Origin of the sequence: Bacillus sp. CR71 (assembly GCF_003429245.1) — a bacterium.
Classification (GTDB): domain Bacteria; phylum Bacillota; class Bacilli; order Bacillales; family Bacillaceae_G; genus Bacillus_A; species Bacillus_A thuringiensis_S.
The window spans coordinates 660,570-675,922 of the sequence record NZ_CP031748.1; the positions used below are offsets into that span (position 1 = coordinate 660,570).

Consider the following 15,353-nt stretch of genomic DNA (forward strand, 5'->3'; position numbering starts at 1 on the left):
TCTTGTAAAGAAAGAGGGGAGAATATGTGCCTGATTTTTCTATATTAACGAATAACATTGATATGTATTTAGAAGGATTTAAATATACAGTTATGTCTAGTGTAATTGCATTGATAGGCAGTTTTATTTTAGGAGTAATTTTGGCAGTAATGCGCATCGCACCGATTCGTATTTTAAATTGGGTAGGTTCAGCTTTTGTAGAGTTTGTAAGAAATATTCCACTCGTATTAATTGCATTTATATTTTATTTCGCGTTACCTGTAATAGGAATTACTTTAAATGGTTTTGTAGCAGGAACAGTTACGCTTACCGTATATACAGCAGCGTTTATTGCGGAAGTTATTCGCGCTGGTATTCTATCAGTCGAGAAAGGTCAGATGGAAGCAGCACGTTCCTCAGGATTGACTTATACGCAAGCAATGTACCATGTCGTTTTACCTCAAGCTATGAAAATTGTAATTCCCCCTTTAGGAAACCAGTTTCTCAATTTAGTTAAAAACTCCTCAATACTTGGAATTATTGCTGGTGCTGATTTAATGTATCAAGGAGATTTAATTTCAACGAAGACGTTTGTTACGTTTGATGTATATATATTTGTCGGGATGTTTTATTTAATATTAACAATTCCGCTCAGTATGCTAGTGCGTTATTTAGAAAAACGCTTAGCAAAGGAGGCGGTGTAAATGGATTTTAAGGGAGCAATTACAGGGGATCATATTCTATTTTTATTAAAAGGATTACTTATAACGTTAGAGGTAGCGCTCGTAGCAATTGTACTTAGCTTTATTATTGGTAGTGTAATAGGGATATTGCGCTACATGAAAATACCTGTCGTCTCACAAGTATTAGGAATTATCGTTGAAGTAATTCGAAATTTACCACTACTTTTGATTATATTTTTCACGTATTTTGCACTACCAGAAGCAGGCTTGAAATTAGAAATTATAACAGCTGTAATTGTTGCTTTAACAATATTTGAAGCAGCAATGATATCTGAAATTGTTCGAAGTGGTCTATTATCGATTGAAAAAGGACAAATTGAGGCCGCAAGATCTTCAGGATTAACGTATGTGCAAGCGCTTTGGCATATCATTTTACCACAAGCATTAAGGAGAATGGTTCCACCGCTTGTCAGTCAATTTATTTCATTACTGAAAGATACAGCATTAGCAGTTGTTATATCACTGCCAGAGCTTATGCATAATGCTCAAATTATTAGCGGACAAAATGTGAATTATATGATTCCAACGTTTATGGTAGTAGCTTGTATGTACTTTATCGTAAATTATAGTTTATCAATTTTATCCAGAAGATTAGAACTTCGTTAACCCTTACAATATATGTAAGGGTTTTTCCTTGTTTCTCCTTATTTTCCTCTAAATAGAATCTAAATCTAGCTATAATTAGATTTTTTATATTATTTTATCAGAAAAGTTTTAATTTTATATAGAAAATGTAATCGCTTTCGTGTATATTTTTATTATCAGAAAATTTTAACAAGATATAGGGGTATTTGTAGGGGGAGGATTTAGATGCAGCAACCAACGAATGAGAAATTACATCGTACGATGAAGAGTAGACATTTATTTATGATCGCACTTGGTGGTGTAATTGGAACTGGTTTTTTCTTAGGTTCGGGTTACACCATTAATCAGGCTGGACCAGGGGGGGCCATCCTTTCATATTTAGTAGGCGGATTTATTATGTATTTAACAATGCTTTGTCTTGGAGAGTTAACGGTAGCAATGCCGGTTTCGGGATCTTTCCAAAAGTATGCAACGAAGTTTATTGGACCAGGAACAGGCTTTATGATTGGTTGGTTATACTGGCTCGGCTGGGCAGTAACAGTGGGTCTAGAATTAACGTCAATAGGTTTAATGATGAAAAGATGGTTTCCAAATGTTGATGTTTGGGTATGGTGCCTTGTATTCGGCGTTATTCTATATGCGTCAAATGCTATCTCAGCGAAAAGCTACGCTGAATTAGAATTTTGGTTTTCTAGTATTAAAGTAATTACAATCCTTGCATTTGTTGTTCTTGGTGGTAGTGCATTATTAGGATTTATATCATATGACGGAAAAGAAGCAGCACCTCTTTTCTCTAACTTTGTAAGCGATGGTGGACTTTTCCCGAATGGACTAGCTGCCGTATTACTTACAATGATTACAGTTAACTTCTCGTTCCAAGGAACAGAGTTAATCGGGATTGCAGCGGGAGAAAGTGAAAATCCAGAAAAAACAATTCCACGTGCGATCCGTAATACAGTATGGCGCATTATGTTATTCTTCATTTTAACAATGACAATTTTAGTAGGATTAATTTCTTGGAAGGAAGCAGGCGTAATTGAAAGTCCATTCGTAGTTGTATTTGATAAAATCGGTATTCCATATGCAGCTGATATTATGAACTTTGTTATTATTACTGCGTTATTATCTGTAGCGAACTCTGGATTATATGCAGCGACACGTATATTATGGTCACTTGCAAATGAAGGAATGGCACCAACTTCTTTCAAGAAAGTAAATAAACGTGGTATTCCAATTACAGCGCTAGTCGTAACGATTGCGGTAGCTGGATTATCCCTATTCACAAGTTTCCTTGCAGAAGATACAGTATACATGTACTTATTATCGATAGCTGGTTTATCGGCTGTTTCAAGTTGGATCATTATTGCTCTATCGCAACTTCGCTTTAGAAGTCAGTATATAAAAGGCGGAGGAAAGTTAGAGGACTTAAAGTATAGAACACCACTATATCCGATTGTTCCAATTTTAGCTTTAATTACAAATAGCATCGTTGTTATTAGTTTAGCGTTTATTCCTGAACAAAGAATGGCGTTATACTGCGGTATTCCATTTATCATTTTCTGCTATATATATTATTATTATATGAGTAAGAAACAGCAGAAACCGATGAAAGTGGAGATGGACAAAACAAATGAAACTAACAATCAAACACGATGATATAAAGGCAGATTTATCGTACGCTCAATTAGCGATTGGAAAAGAAAACGGGTATTCACCGCTACAATTACTCGTTTCTTCTATCGCAGGATGTAGTGCAATTGTCTTTCGAACAATTTTAGAAAAGAAACGTATTACATACGATACGTTTACAATTGAAACTGAAATTGGTAGAAGTGAAGCTTTATCAAAACCAGTTGAAAGTGTTCATTTGCACTATAAAATTAAAGCGGAAAACATTACAGAAGAACAGTTGGACAAGGCTTTGCAACTTGCAGTGAAAAATTGCACGATTGTTCAATCTGTAAAAGATAGCATAAAAGTTACGGAAACAATCGAACTAATAAGATGAAACATAAAAACGTGAGAGCCGTATTCTCACGTTTTTATGTTTTTAGAAAGAGGGGAAAGTGTAATGGACTGTTTAGGTTGTAAATTAGCAAACGAAGAGGGAAAAATATATAAAGTATATGAAGATGATTATGTAACTTGCTTTTTAGATCATGCGCCTTTCTACCCAGGACATACTTTAATTGTGCCAAAGCAACATGTTGTAGAAGTAGATGAATTAGATGATGTTGTGGCAAAATCAATTACGGATGCTTCTAAGATTATTGCAAAAGCGATTAAGTCATTATATAAACCAGATGGAATTACAGTTTGTCAAAATGGTGGAGTATTTAACGAGTTAACACATTACCATATGCATGTCGTACCAAGATATAAAGAGCGTTCGTTTGCTGAGTTTTATACGGTGCAACCGGAGGAAAAGAAGAATCATAACTTTGAAGAGACAAAGAATTTGTTAAAAGAAGCGATAGAGCAAATACTGCATATTGAAAAGGTGTAAAAGAATTTTTCTTAGAGATACAGTCAGGAAAATTCTAATATTAAAAAGCCCAATTTCTCAGTTACAATAGAGAAATTGGGCTTTTGTTTATTCTATTATTAAATTTTATCTATAAAAAGATTTTGCAGTGTCACAAAGTACAGTGCTCATTCGTTATATAGAGTGAGAGGAGGAATTATATGAAAGTTACAAACAACGATTATGAAAAGATGGAAGAGCTATATGAGTTGTATGAACAAAAAATTTATTATGTAGCTTATTCTATTTTAAATAATATTCAACAGGCTGAAGATGCGGTTCAAGAGACGTTTATTACTCTTTATAAGAACTTGGAAAAGCTCCATAGCTTGAGCACTGAAGAGCTTAAACGCTATATTTTGAGGATCGCGAAAAACAAGGCGATTGATAGTTACCGGAAAAATAAACGACATGAAACATTTTTAGAAGAATATGAAAGAGAATCAATAGAAGCAGTAGATGAAAATATTGAAGAGTGGGAAAAACGTAAAATGTCTGAGGTTCAAATTGATACATTGCTAAAAGAGTTAAATGAATCTAACAGACAGGTGTTTAAGTACAAAGTCTTCTATAACTTAACGTATCAAGAAATTTTAAGTGTAATGGGGATTACGGAGGCTAATGTCCGCAAGCAGTTTGAACGCGCTCGAAAACGAGTCCCAAATATGATAGGAGGTATACAACATGACGAATTCAAAGAACTCCAAAGAAATATATGAACTTGCTGAAAAAATTGCTTTAGATGATTTTGATAAATCCGAAGAACAACATGAATTTTCACATACATATACGCGCAAAAAGAAACTGTTTATGGAGGAAATGAAGCTGAAGGACGAGCGACCACAGAAAAAGAGTAAAAGACATCGTATGTTAATCGCTGCTGCCTGCTTATTGATTGGTATGCCGACAACCGTTTTTGGTGCAGTAAAAGTCTATAATATGATTGTTCAAAAACAAAATTATGAAGTAAATGTGTCGGTAACAAATAAGGACACGAAAAAGGCTGATAAGTGGTATAAGCTGAAAATTGATAAATTACCAGAAAATATGGAAGCAATTGATGACTCTGCTATGAAATATTCATTTAAAGATAACGACGCAAATGGAGGCTTTTCATTTAGTCTTTGGAGAGTAGGGGAAAATGCGGACTTTCAAACTTTATATTCAAAAAGCTACGAAGAAAAAGAGATAGGTGGCAAGAAAGCAGTAATTGTTCATAAAGAAACTGGAAACAACAATGTAATGTTTGATAGGAAGGTCTTTCTCTTTTTTGAGAAAGAAGGGATTATGTTAGAAAGTTTTATTGGATCAGATATAAATGAAGAACAAATGATAGATGTCTTAGGGAATATTTCACTTGAGCCCACGTCAAAAGAAAAGGCATCACATATATCAAATTATGATAAAAAGTATTTTAGCCAAGCAGATGAACCTAAAAAATCTAAAGTGATTCCTTTGAAAAAAGATAGCAAACGACTATTTCATATAGGGCAAAAGGTTCCAGTAACGATATCTATGGATAACAGCCAAATTGAATATGTGATAGAAAAAGTTGAAGTTTTTGATTCGATTAAAGATTTTAAACAAGAGAACTTTAATGAACTTGGCCTAGGGATATTAAGCAAGAAGAAGGCTTTAGATCAGACGGGAAAACTGCTATCGTACAGACGGGATATATATAAATTAGGGAATGGTAAAGATTCAATTGATACATTAGTAGATTCGCAATTAGTTAATGTTAAATTTGTCTACTTGACAACAACAGTGAGAAATATTGGTAAACAGGCGACAGAAGAAATCTATATGCATCCATCCATAAAGCAGCTTAAATTTGAAGGGAATGCATGGAAATACGCTAAAGAAGAGGGAATGGATGCAACGCGTATTATGACGGGAGAAGTTGATTATTTAGAGCCTCACGGAGATGGGAAAAGCTTCTACAATATTGGCAGTATCCTACCTGGCCAAACGATGAAAGTTAATTTAGGTTATTTTGTGGATGAGGATAAACTAGATTCAATTTTCCTTGATGCTTTCCGTTACAGTGGTTTTAGTGGAACTGAGAATATGAATTCGAAAAATCGTTGGTGGTTTGACATTCGTCAATAATAAAACAATAGGAACAACGGGACGAAAAAAGCTGCTTATATTTAGCAGCTTTTTTCGTCTTCATACATATGTAAAACTTCTTTCGCACGCATAAGTAAACCATCTATCAATTCTTTCGGTTCTAAAATTCGTGCATCTTTTCCAAGTCTATAAAATAAAGGGGTAATAAAGTTGATTTCGCCTTTATCAATTGTTGAATGTATATATCCTGTCCCGTCTTCGTTTATTACCACGAATTCTTCAAGGTAAGGAACACTTTTACATTGGCGCACGCCTTCTGTCGTTAGTAAAACATGTAATTGGGTAGGAATGTGCACTACGTTAGAGCTAGAGGTAAACCATTCTTCTAAATTCATGAACGTACTTTCATTTTTTTCTGTTGATAATATAGAAAGAATACGATCAACACGATACAGTAATACTTTTTTTCTCCTGAAGTCATAGGATGGTAAGTACCATAGCCCATCATGAGCGTATACACCGATAGGATGAACATGTTTTGTTTTTATCCCCGATTTAGATTCGTATTGAAAGTGTAAATTTTTATTTTCAATAGCCGCACTTAACACTGCGTTTAATAGAGGTGTATCAATTGTTCTCTTCGGATTCCAAAAAGCGATATAAGAACGTATTTTATTAACTTTCACTTTCGCATCATGTTGTAGAGAGCTATACAGTTTATGCGTAACGGAATTGATTTCTGTGTTAAAAGGTAAGTCTCGATAGTAACTTAAAGATTGAAAAGCAAAAAAGATGGATACCGCTTCTTCTTCAGTAAATAAAATAGGGGGAATGACTTTATTCGTTAATACTTTATATCCTCCATTACGACCTTGTTCTGCATAAATAGGTAATCCCATATCACTTAAATCTAAAATGTATCTGTGGACAGTACGAACGGAAATATTAAATTCATCAGCTATTTCTTGAGCTGTAAATGCTTTTTTTGCAGAAGCAAATATAAGAATATCTAATAAGCGTTTAGCTTTTGACAAATGTATCACCTTTTTTCTTTTTAAACATGACATAAATTGTCGTGTTTTATTGTTAGTATATTGTTTACAGCATAATGTTATCAAGATGAGATGTAAGGAGGAAAAAATATGTCACGTGAAATAGTTTTATTTATAGCCGCTAGCTTGGATGGATATATTGCGAAAGAAGATGATGATTTACAGTGGTTAATGGAAACCGAAGGAGAGGGAGATAACGGTTATACAGAAATGTACGAAACGATTGATACAATAATTATGGGAAAAAGAACGTACGATTATGTAGTAGAGCATATGGAAACATTCCCGTATTTAGATAAAAAATGTTATGTTTTTTCTAACTCACAAAAAGGTTCAAATGAACACGTGGATTTTGTAAATGAAGAGGTAGTGGAGTTTACGAAAAGGTTGAAAGAGCAAGAAGGATCTAAAATATGGATGGTCGGTGGAGGGAGTCTACTGAGAGAGTTCTTTAAGAATAATTTAATTGATGAATATGTTGTTACAATTACACCGCATATATTAGGTTCTGGAGTTCCGTTATTTCAAGACAAGAATCCAGAAATTAATTTAACTTTAACGGATACGAAACGTTTTGGGCAATTTGTAAATTTATATTATAAAGTAAAATGATAAAGTGAAACTTTAATCAGTGGGGGTTTTGTTCATCTCCCACTGATTATTAGTTGAACCAATCGGGCTTTTACGGGCAGTTGATCCCCCACCTAACTTCTTTGCTTCCGCTGAATTTTGATGTAGGGGTCTTACTGCCCGTTAATGCGGGATAAAAAAACACGACTATTGATGATAGTTGTGTTTCTTTATGGATGGTAATGAAACTATAAAGCAAGACCCGTAATCGACTTCGCTCGTTACAGTAATATTTCCGCCGTGTAGTTCTACAATTTCCTTCACGATAGAGAGTCCTAAACCAGTTCCGCCTGTAGATCGTGATCTTGCTTTATCGACACGGTAAAAGCGGTCAAAAATGTGAGGGAGGTCTTCAGGTGGAATACCTTCGCCTTCATCTTCAATTGTAATGGAGATACGTTTATGTTCGTCTGTAATAGAAATGTTTATATGAGAATGTTCTTTTGAATGTCTATAAGCGTTATTTAAAATGTTCACTATCACTTGTTCGAATCGCTGTTCATCTAAGTTTACTAGCAATGTAGGAGAACAAGAGAAAGAAACTTTAATGTATCTTTCTTTATACATGGCGTTTACTTTTTTAGCTATGCGAGTAAGGAAGGTGTGTAAATGCACTTCCTTTACTTGAATAGAAAAGCTATGTTGTTCTATTTGTGCAAGTGAAAATAAATCTTGAACTAAGTTTGTAATGTAATCAGACTCGTCTTTTATAATTGATAAATATCGCAAACGTTGTTCAGGAGGGGTGCTTTCTTTTAAAGCAATGTCAGCATAACCTCGTACGTATGTTAACGGTGTTCGTAATTCGTGAGCAACACTTGCTAGAAATTCACTTCGCTCTGTTTTCATATAATGTAAATCATTTGCGAGCGTTTGAATAGATGATGCTAGTTCACCAATTTCATCATTTCGAGTAGTCGTTAATGAAACGGACAAATCGCCTTTACTCATTTTTTCAGTTGCATGTTTCATGTGTAACAATGGCTTTGTTAATAAACGTGATAATAGGAAAATTGTGATGACTGTGAGTAGAAACGTGATGGCACCAGCAATAATGAATTGTTTCGTTAATCCATTAACCAACTTTTCAATTGATTCTGTTCCAAGAAACATGTACACATAGCCTTCATGTTTTCCATCGACTACAATAGGGCTAACTGTACATATATAATTAGATGTTTTCCAATGATTTTCTATAATCGCTCCATTATGGTCTGTTCGAGTTTGCATTTTACTAATATGATTGTTTATAGTCGTGTTTATTTCGTTAGATTTAGCTAGTATTTCTTTATTTGTATTTGTAATAACGACAGTTGTTTCAGCTTCAGATTCCATTAGTGCTACGTGAGAGATTGTTTGCTTATCATAATATTTTTCAAGTACATCACGATGACTGTTTCCACGTTTTAATAAAGCAGTCATTTCTTCATTTACTCTAGTGTTTACGAGACTATAATAGAGCAATACAAATAGAACACTTTCAATTAAAAGTGTGACAATTAAAAAATAAAATCCGAATTGAATAGAGATTCGTTTCATCACTTTGCTCCTTAATGTTCGGTATCAATCCATCGATAACCTACTCCATACACGGTTTTTAAATGATGATCAATAGGGAAATTTGCTTTTCGCAATTTATCACGCAAATTACGAATATGTGAATCGACTGTGCGATCTTCTGTATTTGTGTTTAATCCCCAAATTCGTTCAATGAGCTGATCACGGCTTAATACATAATTCACATGGCGTAAAAATAACCCGAGTAAAGAGAATTCGATCGGTGTGAGAAGAAGTTCTTCATTATGTACAGAAGCGAAGTGTTTTGTTTCATCCCATACAATACCGTGATATTGGATTTGTTTATGTTCATTTGTACGTCTTAAAACGGCTTCAATTCTTGCGAAAAGTTCTTCTTCATGGAAAGGTTTCGTTACGTAATCATCCGCTCCGAGTTTTAATCCTTGGATGACATCTACTGTTTGATCACGAGCGGTAACCATAATAATAGGAACGTTACTAAATGAACGGATTCTTTTGCACGTTTCCCATCCGTCCATCTTTGGCATCATAATATCGAGTAAAACAAATTTAAAGTTTCGATTTTCTATATGTAAAATAGCTTCTTCTCCGGAAGTCGCACATACGCAGTTATATCCAATTGGAGTAAGATAAAGCGTTAATAATTCAAGCATTCTCGGTTCATCGTCTACGAGCAGTATATCAATCATAGAGAGCCCTCCATATTTATAATCGTTACTTAAAGTGTAATGCAAAATCATGAAGAAATGGTGCAGATTATGATGTGTCTGCATAATTTCTTCAGAATTGCTTGTTATTGTGGAGTTGAAATTACATTTTAGGTAATCATATTGGCTCAAAAATGATTAATACGGAGGCGGTATAGTGAAAAAAATGACCCGAATTTTTGGGATAACAATAATTACAGCAGTTGGTCTTGCTGCATGTGGGCAAACGAATACAGACCATAAAAATCATGAATCTACAAAAGAGAAGAAAACAGAGCAAAAGGAAATGAAAATGAATCAGGAAGTAACCGCGCCAAAAGAAATGAACGAAGGGGCATCGAATGATTTATTAACGACAAGTCTAAAAAATGTAACGAGGTTAAATACAAATGACCCCCTAAAAATGGCAGTGTTAACTTCGCAAACGATATGGCCAGCAACCCATAAAGAGAACCAGCCAGGTGCTGTTATTTTAGTACCAGCAAGCGAGTGGCAATTAGGTATTGCGAGTGCAGACCTTATTCATCATCCGAATAACGGGCCGATTTTATTTATAGAAAAAGAAAAGATACCGGAAATGACGTTAAAAGAAATAAAACGATTAAATCCAATCGGAACGAAAGATGGAACACAAATTATGGTGATGGGAGATGTAGGTACTAGCGCGCTTGAACAATTGAAAGGTTATAAAGTAAAACAAATAAAAGAAACGGACCCAGCTATATTTGCGAAGGATGTTGATAAGGAGTATGCCGATATAACAGGAAGCTACCCAAATAGTGTTATTATCGGTTCGTCTGCAGAAGAAGGACGTTTATATACAACACCCGCTGTAAATTGGATTTCTCATATGCCGGAACCACTACTCTATACAGAAAAGAATAAAGTGCCAGAAGCGACAATAGAGGCATTAAAAATGAGAAAAGATAAAGCAAATATATATGTATTAGGGCCAGAAAAAATTGTTTCAAAAGAAGTAGAAAAAGAGTTAAGCAAATACGGGAAAGTAACGCGTATTAGTGGAGAGACCCCTACAGAAAACTCGATTGCGTTCGCTAAATTTAAAGATGAAAAAACAAAATTTGGCTGGGGATTCACAAAACCTGGTCACGGTTTATCATTTGTTTCAAGCAAAACACCAGATTTAGCAGTTGCTGGAGCACCTTTTTCACATATGGGTAAACACGCACCTGTTGTCTTGTTAGAAGAAGGGAAAGCTTCACAACCAGTGTATGACTTCCTTGCTACTATTCAGCCGAAGTTTAAAGATGATCCAACACTTGGACCATATAATCATGGCTTCTTATTAGGAAGTACGAGTGATATTTCATTTGAAACACAAGGAATACTAGATGAGAGGTTAGAAATTGTTCAGGAAAGTGGTCAAGGACACGGTGGACATTAATAAAGTGAGTAAAGGCGGCGCTGCTAAGGTAGCGTCTTTTTCTTTAGGAAACTTTTACATAGCAAAAAATCTTCTACTCGTTATATAATAGCTTTCGTGCAGTCGGCTAGATTTTCTTATGGAGAAAATCAAATTATAAAGGAGTAGAGGAGTGGTATTTTGTTTCAAACGATAAAAAATGACTGGTTTTCTAATGTGAGAGGGGACGTGTTATCAGGAATTGTCGTTGCTTTAGCATTAATCCCTGAAGCGATAGCCTTCTCTGTTATTGCAGGCGTGGATCCGACAGTTGGACTATACGCAGCCTTTTGTATTGCGGTTACCATTTCATTTGTTGGCGGAAGAACTGGAATGATTTCAGCTGCAACAGGTGCAATGGCATTATTAATGGTAACGCTTGTTAAAGATCATGGTTTGCAATATTTATTTGCTACAACAATATTAACAGGTATCGTCCAAATTATTTTTGGCGTGTTCAAACTGAGCTCATTTATGAAGTTTGTTCCGAAATCTGTTATGAGTGGTTTTTTAAATTCACTTGGAATTTTAGTTTTTACAGCGCAATTACCGCATTTTAAAAATGCAACTTGGCAAATGTATGCACTCGTTGTATTAGGACTTGCAATTATATATTTATTTCCACGTATTACAACGGCTGTACCTTCTACGCTTATTTCAATTATTATTGTGACGAGTATTGCACTTATGAGCGGATTACAGTTGAAAACAGTAGGGGATATGGGAAGCCTACCGAAAGAATTACCGTTCTTTAGTATTCCTGATGTGCCATTTACATTAGAAACATTAGGGATTATTTTACCTTATGCAGTTATGCTTGCAATCATTGGTTTACTAGAGTCTTTATTAACAGCTTCAGTTTTAGATGATATGACGCATACAGAAAGTAATAAGCATAAAGAGGCACGCGGACAAGGGATCGCAAACATCGTTGCTGGATTTTTCGGAGGAATGGCAGGATGTGCAATGATCGGTCAATCTGTTATTAATATTAAATCAGGTGGACGAGGTCGCCTATCAACATTTGTAGCGGGCGGATTTTTAATCGTATTACTATTCGTTTTAGGGAATTATGTCGTTCATATTCCGATGGCAGCTTTAGTTGCGGTTATGATTATGGTTTCAATCGGAACGTTTGATTGGAACTCTGTAACAACGATTCATAAAGTACCAAAAGGAAACGCATTTGTTATGATTGTAACAGTCGTGATTGTCTTAATTACACATAATTTAGCATTAGGTGTAATTATCGGAACAGTAATTAGTGCGGTGTTATTTGCATTCAATATGGCAAAGATTCACGTGAAACATTTATATATTGAAAATAAGAAAATATACGAAATTCACGGTCAACTTTTCTTTGCATCTACAGCCGATTTCATAAATAATTTTTCATTTAATGAAGATGTAAAAGAAATTGAAATGAATTTTACTCATGCGCACGTATGGGATGATTCAGCAGTGGCATCAATTGATAAAGTTATCATGAAGTATGAGCAAAGTGGTGTGAAAGTAAGTATAACAGGATTAAATGAACGTAGCTCAAAACTTGTTGCAAATTTGGCTACTTATAATAAAAGAATTGCTAGTTAAAAGCCTCCTTTTTAGGGGGCTTTATTATATAATACGAGTAGGATAACGAAAAGGGGATTCAGCATATGTACAAACAAATTATATTAGCATGTGACGGTTCTGAACATGCACTTCGAGCAGCGGAACATGCAACATATATTGCGAAATGTAGCGAAGAAACAAATGTTGAAGTTGTGTACGTAGTAGATAATAGAACGGCAAAATCAGATATTATACAAGGTCAAACAGACTTAGAAACAATATCAGCTAGTCGAAAAGATAAATTAAAAGAGATTGAAGGTCTATTAAAGAAAGAGAACATTTCTTATACAATTACGATATTACATGGTGATCCTGGAGATACAATTGTTCAATATGTAAATACAGGAGATATAGATCTTGTTATCGCTGGAAGCAGAGGGCTAAATACACTGCAAGAAATGGTGCTTGGTAGTGTCAGTCATAAAATAGCAAAACGAGTGAAATGTCCGGTGATGATTATAAAATAAAATAGAATGTAATGAAGACCTTAGTATAACTGAGGTCTTTTTTATGTATAAATAACTCTTATTTGTGGAAATACTAGATATATAAGTTGAAAAGATGTTAACTTACAAATTTGTAAGTTAGTTGTTAGAGAAATCGATGTTATGAAATTTTTCCCATTGGTAAAATAAAAGTATCACAGGGGAGATAGGGAGGATGGAAGCAATGAAATCATTTCAAAATTTGTCATATAGTCAAGGGGTAAGCTTAATTTGTCTAGGGGGATTTGCTGCATCTGTTACGTTAGCTGTTTTAATAAAGGTGTTTCATCAAATTTTTTAATATTAGAGTAGGGAAGGAATTGGTTGTTATCATTAGTAGGAACAGCAATGAAAATAAAAAATAGCTCTTAGCATGTATGTAGATGCTAAGAGCTATTTTTATGATTTTTATATGTTATTTAAGCTTGTTTTGATTTTACTGACCCTGTATTTAAAGTAAGGGCAAGGAAGAACATTGCAAGTATGCAAGATGCAAGTAATAAGATGAATCCGCCATCCCACCCGAATGCATCTACGATAAAGCCCATAGCGGCACTAGCGAAAGCAGCTCCGCCTAAGTAACCGAAGAATCCAGTTAAGCCTGCTGCAGTTCCAGCAGCTTTCTTTGGTGCTAAGTCAAGAGCGTGTAGACCAATTAACATAACCGGTCCGTAAATTAAAAATCCAATTGCGACAAGAGCGATACTATCAACCATTGGATTACCAGGAGGATTTAACCAGTAAACAAGAACTGCGATAAATACACCAATCATAAATAAAATACCAGCAGGTGCACGACGTCCTTTAAATAGTTTATCACTCATCCATCCGCAAAGAAGTGTACCTGGAATACCAGCCCATTCATATAGAGCGTAAGCAGTACGTGAGCTACTATGAGTAAAGCTTTTTTCTTCTACTAAATAAGTAGGAGCCCAGTCTACAACGCCGTAACGTACGAAATACACGAAAACGTTCGCAATAGCGATGTACCATAAAAATTTATTGTTTAGTACGTATTTAAATAAAATTTCCTTTGCCGAAAGTTCGCGTTCGCGATCTTTTATTTTCTCATCTGGTGGATATTCTCCAGTATGCTCTTCAATAGAAGGTAGTCCACAAGATTGAGGTGTATCTTTCATTGTAATTAGTACATAAATACCAACTAAAATTGAAAGAATACCTGGGAAGTAAAAAATACTATGCCAGTCATTTGCAAAGAAGTATAAGCCTAATGTTACAAGAGAAGGCATCAGCGCGCCGCCGACATTATGAGCGACGTTCCAAATAGACATTTTTGTACCACGTTCGCTAATAGAGAACCAGTGAACCATCGTACGACCACAAGGAGGCCATCCCATGCCTTGTACCCATCCATTTAAAAACTGAAGTACAAACATAAGTATAATGCTCGTTGTAATGAAAGAAAATGAGCCGAAAATAATATTAATGATACCTGATAAAAATAGCCCAGCTGCTAAAAAGTAGCGAGGATTACAACGGTCGGATACGATACCCATAAGAAATTTACTTAATCCGTAAGCGATAGATACTGCTGAAAGGATAACCCCAAGTTCCCCTTTACTAAATCCTTGCTCGATTAAGTATGGCATTGCTAGTGAAAAGTTTTTTCGAACAAAGTAGTAACCTGCATAACCAATGAAGATACCTAAGAATACTTGTAAACGTAATTTACGGTATTCGCTATCAACGCGATCAGCTGGTAAGCGTTCCGCGTGGGGCGCAGGTTTAAATAATTGTGTGAAAAACATAAAATGAAAATCCTCCCCTAATTAATTCGAAGCGTTTTAAGACAGAGAATATAAAAAGGCCATGAAATATAAAAAAGTTTCCTTTTTTATGATTCATAGCCGTGTACTCCGTTTCTCCGTGACTGTCAATATTAACTTCGTCGAAAATTATACAACTTTGTGACAAAAATGTAAACGTTTTTATGAATAAAAGTATTGACGGATTTTGTTCGTGGGATTAATATTTAAATACG

Annotated in this window: 16 protein-coding genes; 12 read left to right on the plus strand and 4 right to left on the minus strand. The window is 34.9% G+C overall.

What is annotated here, in order from left to right; all coding sequences use genetic code 11:
• Positions 1–26: 26 nt before the first annotated feature.
• The 7 genes from DOS87_RS03350 to DOS87_RS03380 all read left to right on the plus strand — a co-directional run bounded on the left by DOS87_RS03350 (position 27) and on the right by DOS87_RS03380 (position 5,940).
• Positions 27–683: an amino acid ABC transporter permease gene (locus DOS87_RS03350; RefSeq protein WP_001112685.1), complete on the plus strand. Its 657-nt coding sequence runs from the start codon at positions 27–29 to the stop codon at positions 681–683.
• Entirely contained in the window at positions 684–1,328 is a 645-nt protein-coding gene (locus tag DOS87_RS03355; RefSeq protein WP_000345975.1) for an amino acid ABC transporter permease, read from the plus strand.
• A gap of 204 nt (positions 1,329–1,532) precedes the next feature.
• Complete coding sequence (locus tag DOS87_RS03360; protein WP_001187093.1) at positions 1,533–2,963, plus strand: amino acid permease; 1,431 nt, start codon at positions 1,533–1,535, stop codon at positions 2,961–2,963.
• Positions 2,938–3,315 (plus strand): OsmC family protein, encoded by a 378-nt coding sequence (locus tag DOS87_RS03365; RefSeq protein ID WP_086398188.1) that lies wholly within the window; start codon positions 2,938–2,940, stop codon positions 3,313–3,315. The genes DOS87_RS03360 and DOS87_RS03365 overlap by 26 nt, the downstream gene beginning before the upstream one ends.
• Before the next feature lie 63 nt (positions 3,316–3,378).
• The gene (locus DOS87_RS03370) at positions 3,379–3,813 is read left to right on the plus strand and encodes an HIT family protein (protein ID WP_086398189.1); all 435 of its coding nucleotides are present in this window, start codon (positions 3,379–3,381) and stop codon (positions 3,811–3,813) included.
• A gap of 179 nt (positions 3,814–3,992) precedes the next feature.
• Entirely contained in the window at positions 3,993–4,550 is a 558-nt protein-coding gene (locus tag DOS87_RS03375) for an RNA polymerase sigma factor (protein ID WP_098577998.1), read from the plus strand.
• Positions 4,516–5,940 carry a DUF4367 domain-containing protein gene (locus DOS87_RS03380; RefSeq protein ID WP_000185124.1) on the plus strand — a complete coding sequence of 475 codons (1,425 nt, stop codon included), beginning with the start codon at positions 4,516–4,518 and terminating at the stop codon, positions 5,938–5,940. The genes DOS87_RS03375 and DOS87_RS03380 overlap by 35 nt, the downstream gene beginning before the upstream one ends.
• A 41-nt stretch (positions 5,941–5,981) precedes the next feature.
• Here DOS87_RS03380 and DOS87_RS03385 read toward each other — a convergent pair whose 3' ends face one another.
• The gene (locus tag DOS87_RS03385) at positions 5,982–6,968 is read right to left on the minus strand and encodes a helix-turn-helix transcriptional regulator (RefSeq protein ID WP_114365429.1); all 987 of its coding nucleotides are present in this window, start codon (positions 6,966–6,968) and stop codon (positions 5,982–5,984) included.
• A gap of 75 nt (positions 6,969–7,043) precedes the next feature.
• Here DOS87_RS03385 and DOS87_RS03390 point away from each other — a divergent pair, with 75 nt between their 5' ends.
• Positions 7,044–7,565, plus strand: a complete 522-nt coding sequence (locus DOS87_RS03390; protein ID WP_000085772.1) for a dihydrofolate reductase family protein — start codon at positions 7,044–7,046, stop codon at positions 7,563–7,565.
• Between the two features lie 165 nt (positions 7,566–7,730).
• Here DOS87_RS03390 and DOS87_RS03395 read toward each other — a convergent pair whose 3' ends face one another.
• On the minus strand, positions 7,731–9,122 hold the full coding sequence (locus DOS87_RS03395) for a sensor histidine kinase (protein WP_098577997.1): 1,392 nt from the start codon (positions 9,120–9,122) through the stop codon (positions 7,731–7,733).
• Between the two features lie 11 nt (positions 9,123–9,133).
• Positions 9,134–9,811, minus strand: coding sequence for a response regulator transcription factor (locus DOS87_RS03400; protein ID WP_000565487.1), 678 nt, complete (start codon positions 9,809–9,811; stop codon positions 9,134–9,136).
• Between the two features lie 175 nt (positions 9,812–9,986).
• Between DOS87_RS03400 and DOS87_RS03405 the strand changes: the two genes are divergently transcribed.
• The 4 genes from DOS87_RS03405 (at position 9,987) to DOS87_RS03420 (ending at position 13,652) form a co-directional block, all read left to right on the plus strand.
• The gene (locus DOS87_RS03405) at positions 9,987–11,234 is read left to right on the plus strand and encodes a hypothetical protein (RefSeq protein WP_000738865.1); all 1,248 of its coding nucleotides are present in this window, start codon (positions 9,987–9,989) and stop codon (positions 11,232–11,234) included.
• Positions 11,235–11,393: 159 nt separating this feature from the next.
• Positions 11,394–12,845 carry a SulP family inorganic anion transporter gene (locus tag DOS87_RS03410; RefSeq protein WP_000487912.1) on the plus strand — a complete coding sequence of 484 codons (1,452 nt, stop codon included), beginning with the start codon at positions 11,394–11,396 and terminating at the stop codon, positions 12,843–12,845.
• 65 nt (positions 12,846–12,910) lie between these two features.
• Positions 12,911–13,333 carry a universal stress protein gene (locus DOS87_RS03415; RefSeq protein WP_000277998.1) on the plus strand — a complete coding sequence of 141 codons (423 nt, stop codon included), beginning with the start codon at positions 12,911–12,913 and terminating at the stop codon, positions 13,331–13,333.
• A gap of 202 nt (positions 13,334–13,535) precedes the next feature.
• On the plus strand, positions 13,536–13,652 hold the full coding sequence (locus tag DOS87_RS03420) for a DUF4027 family protein (protein WP_000834733.1): 117 nt from the start codon (positions 13,536–13,538) through the stop codon (positions 13,650–13,652).
• A 118-nt stretch (positions 13,653–13,770) separates the two neighbouring features.
• Here the strand turns inward: DOS87_RS03420 and glpT are convergent, their stop codons facing one another.
• The gene (gene glpT, locus DOS87_RS03425) at positions 13,771–15,120 is read right to left on the minus strand and encodes a glycerol-3-phosphate transporter (protein ID WP_000466386.1); all 1,350 of its coding nucleotides are present in this window, start codon (positions 15,118–15,120) and stop codon (positions 13,771–13,773) included.
• Positions 15,121–15,353: the final 233 nt, after the last annotated feature.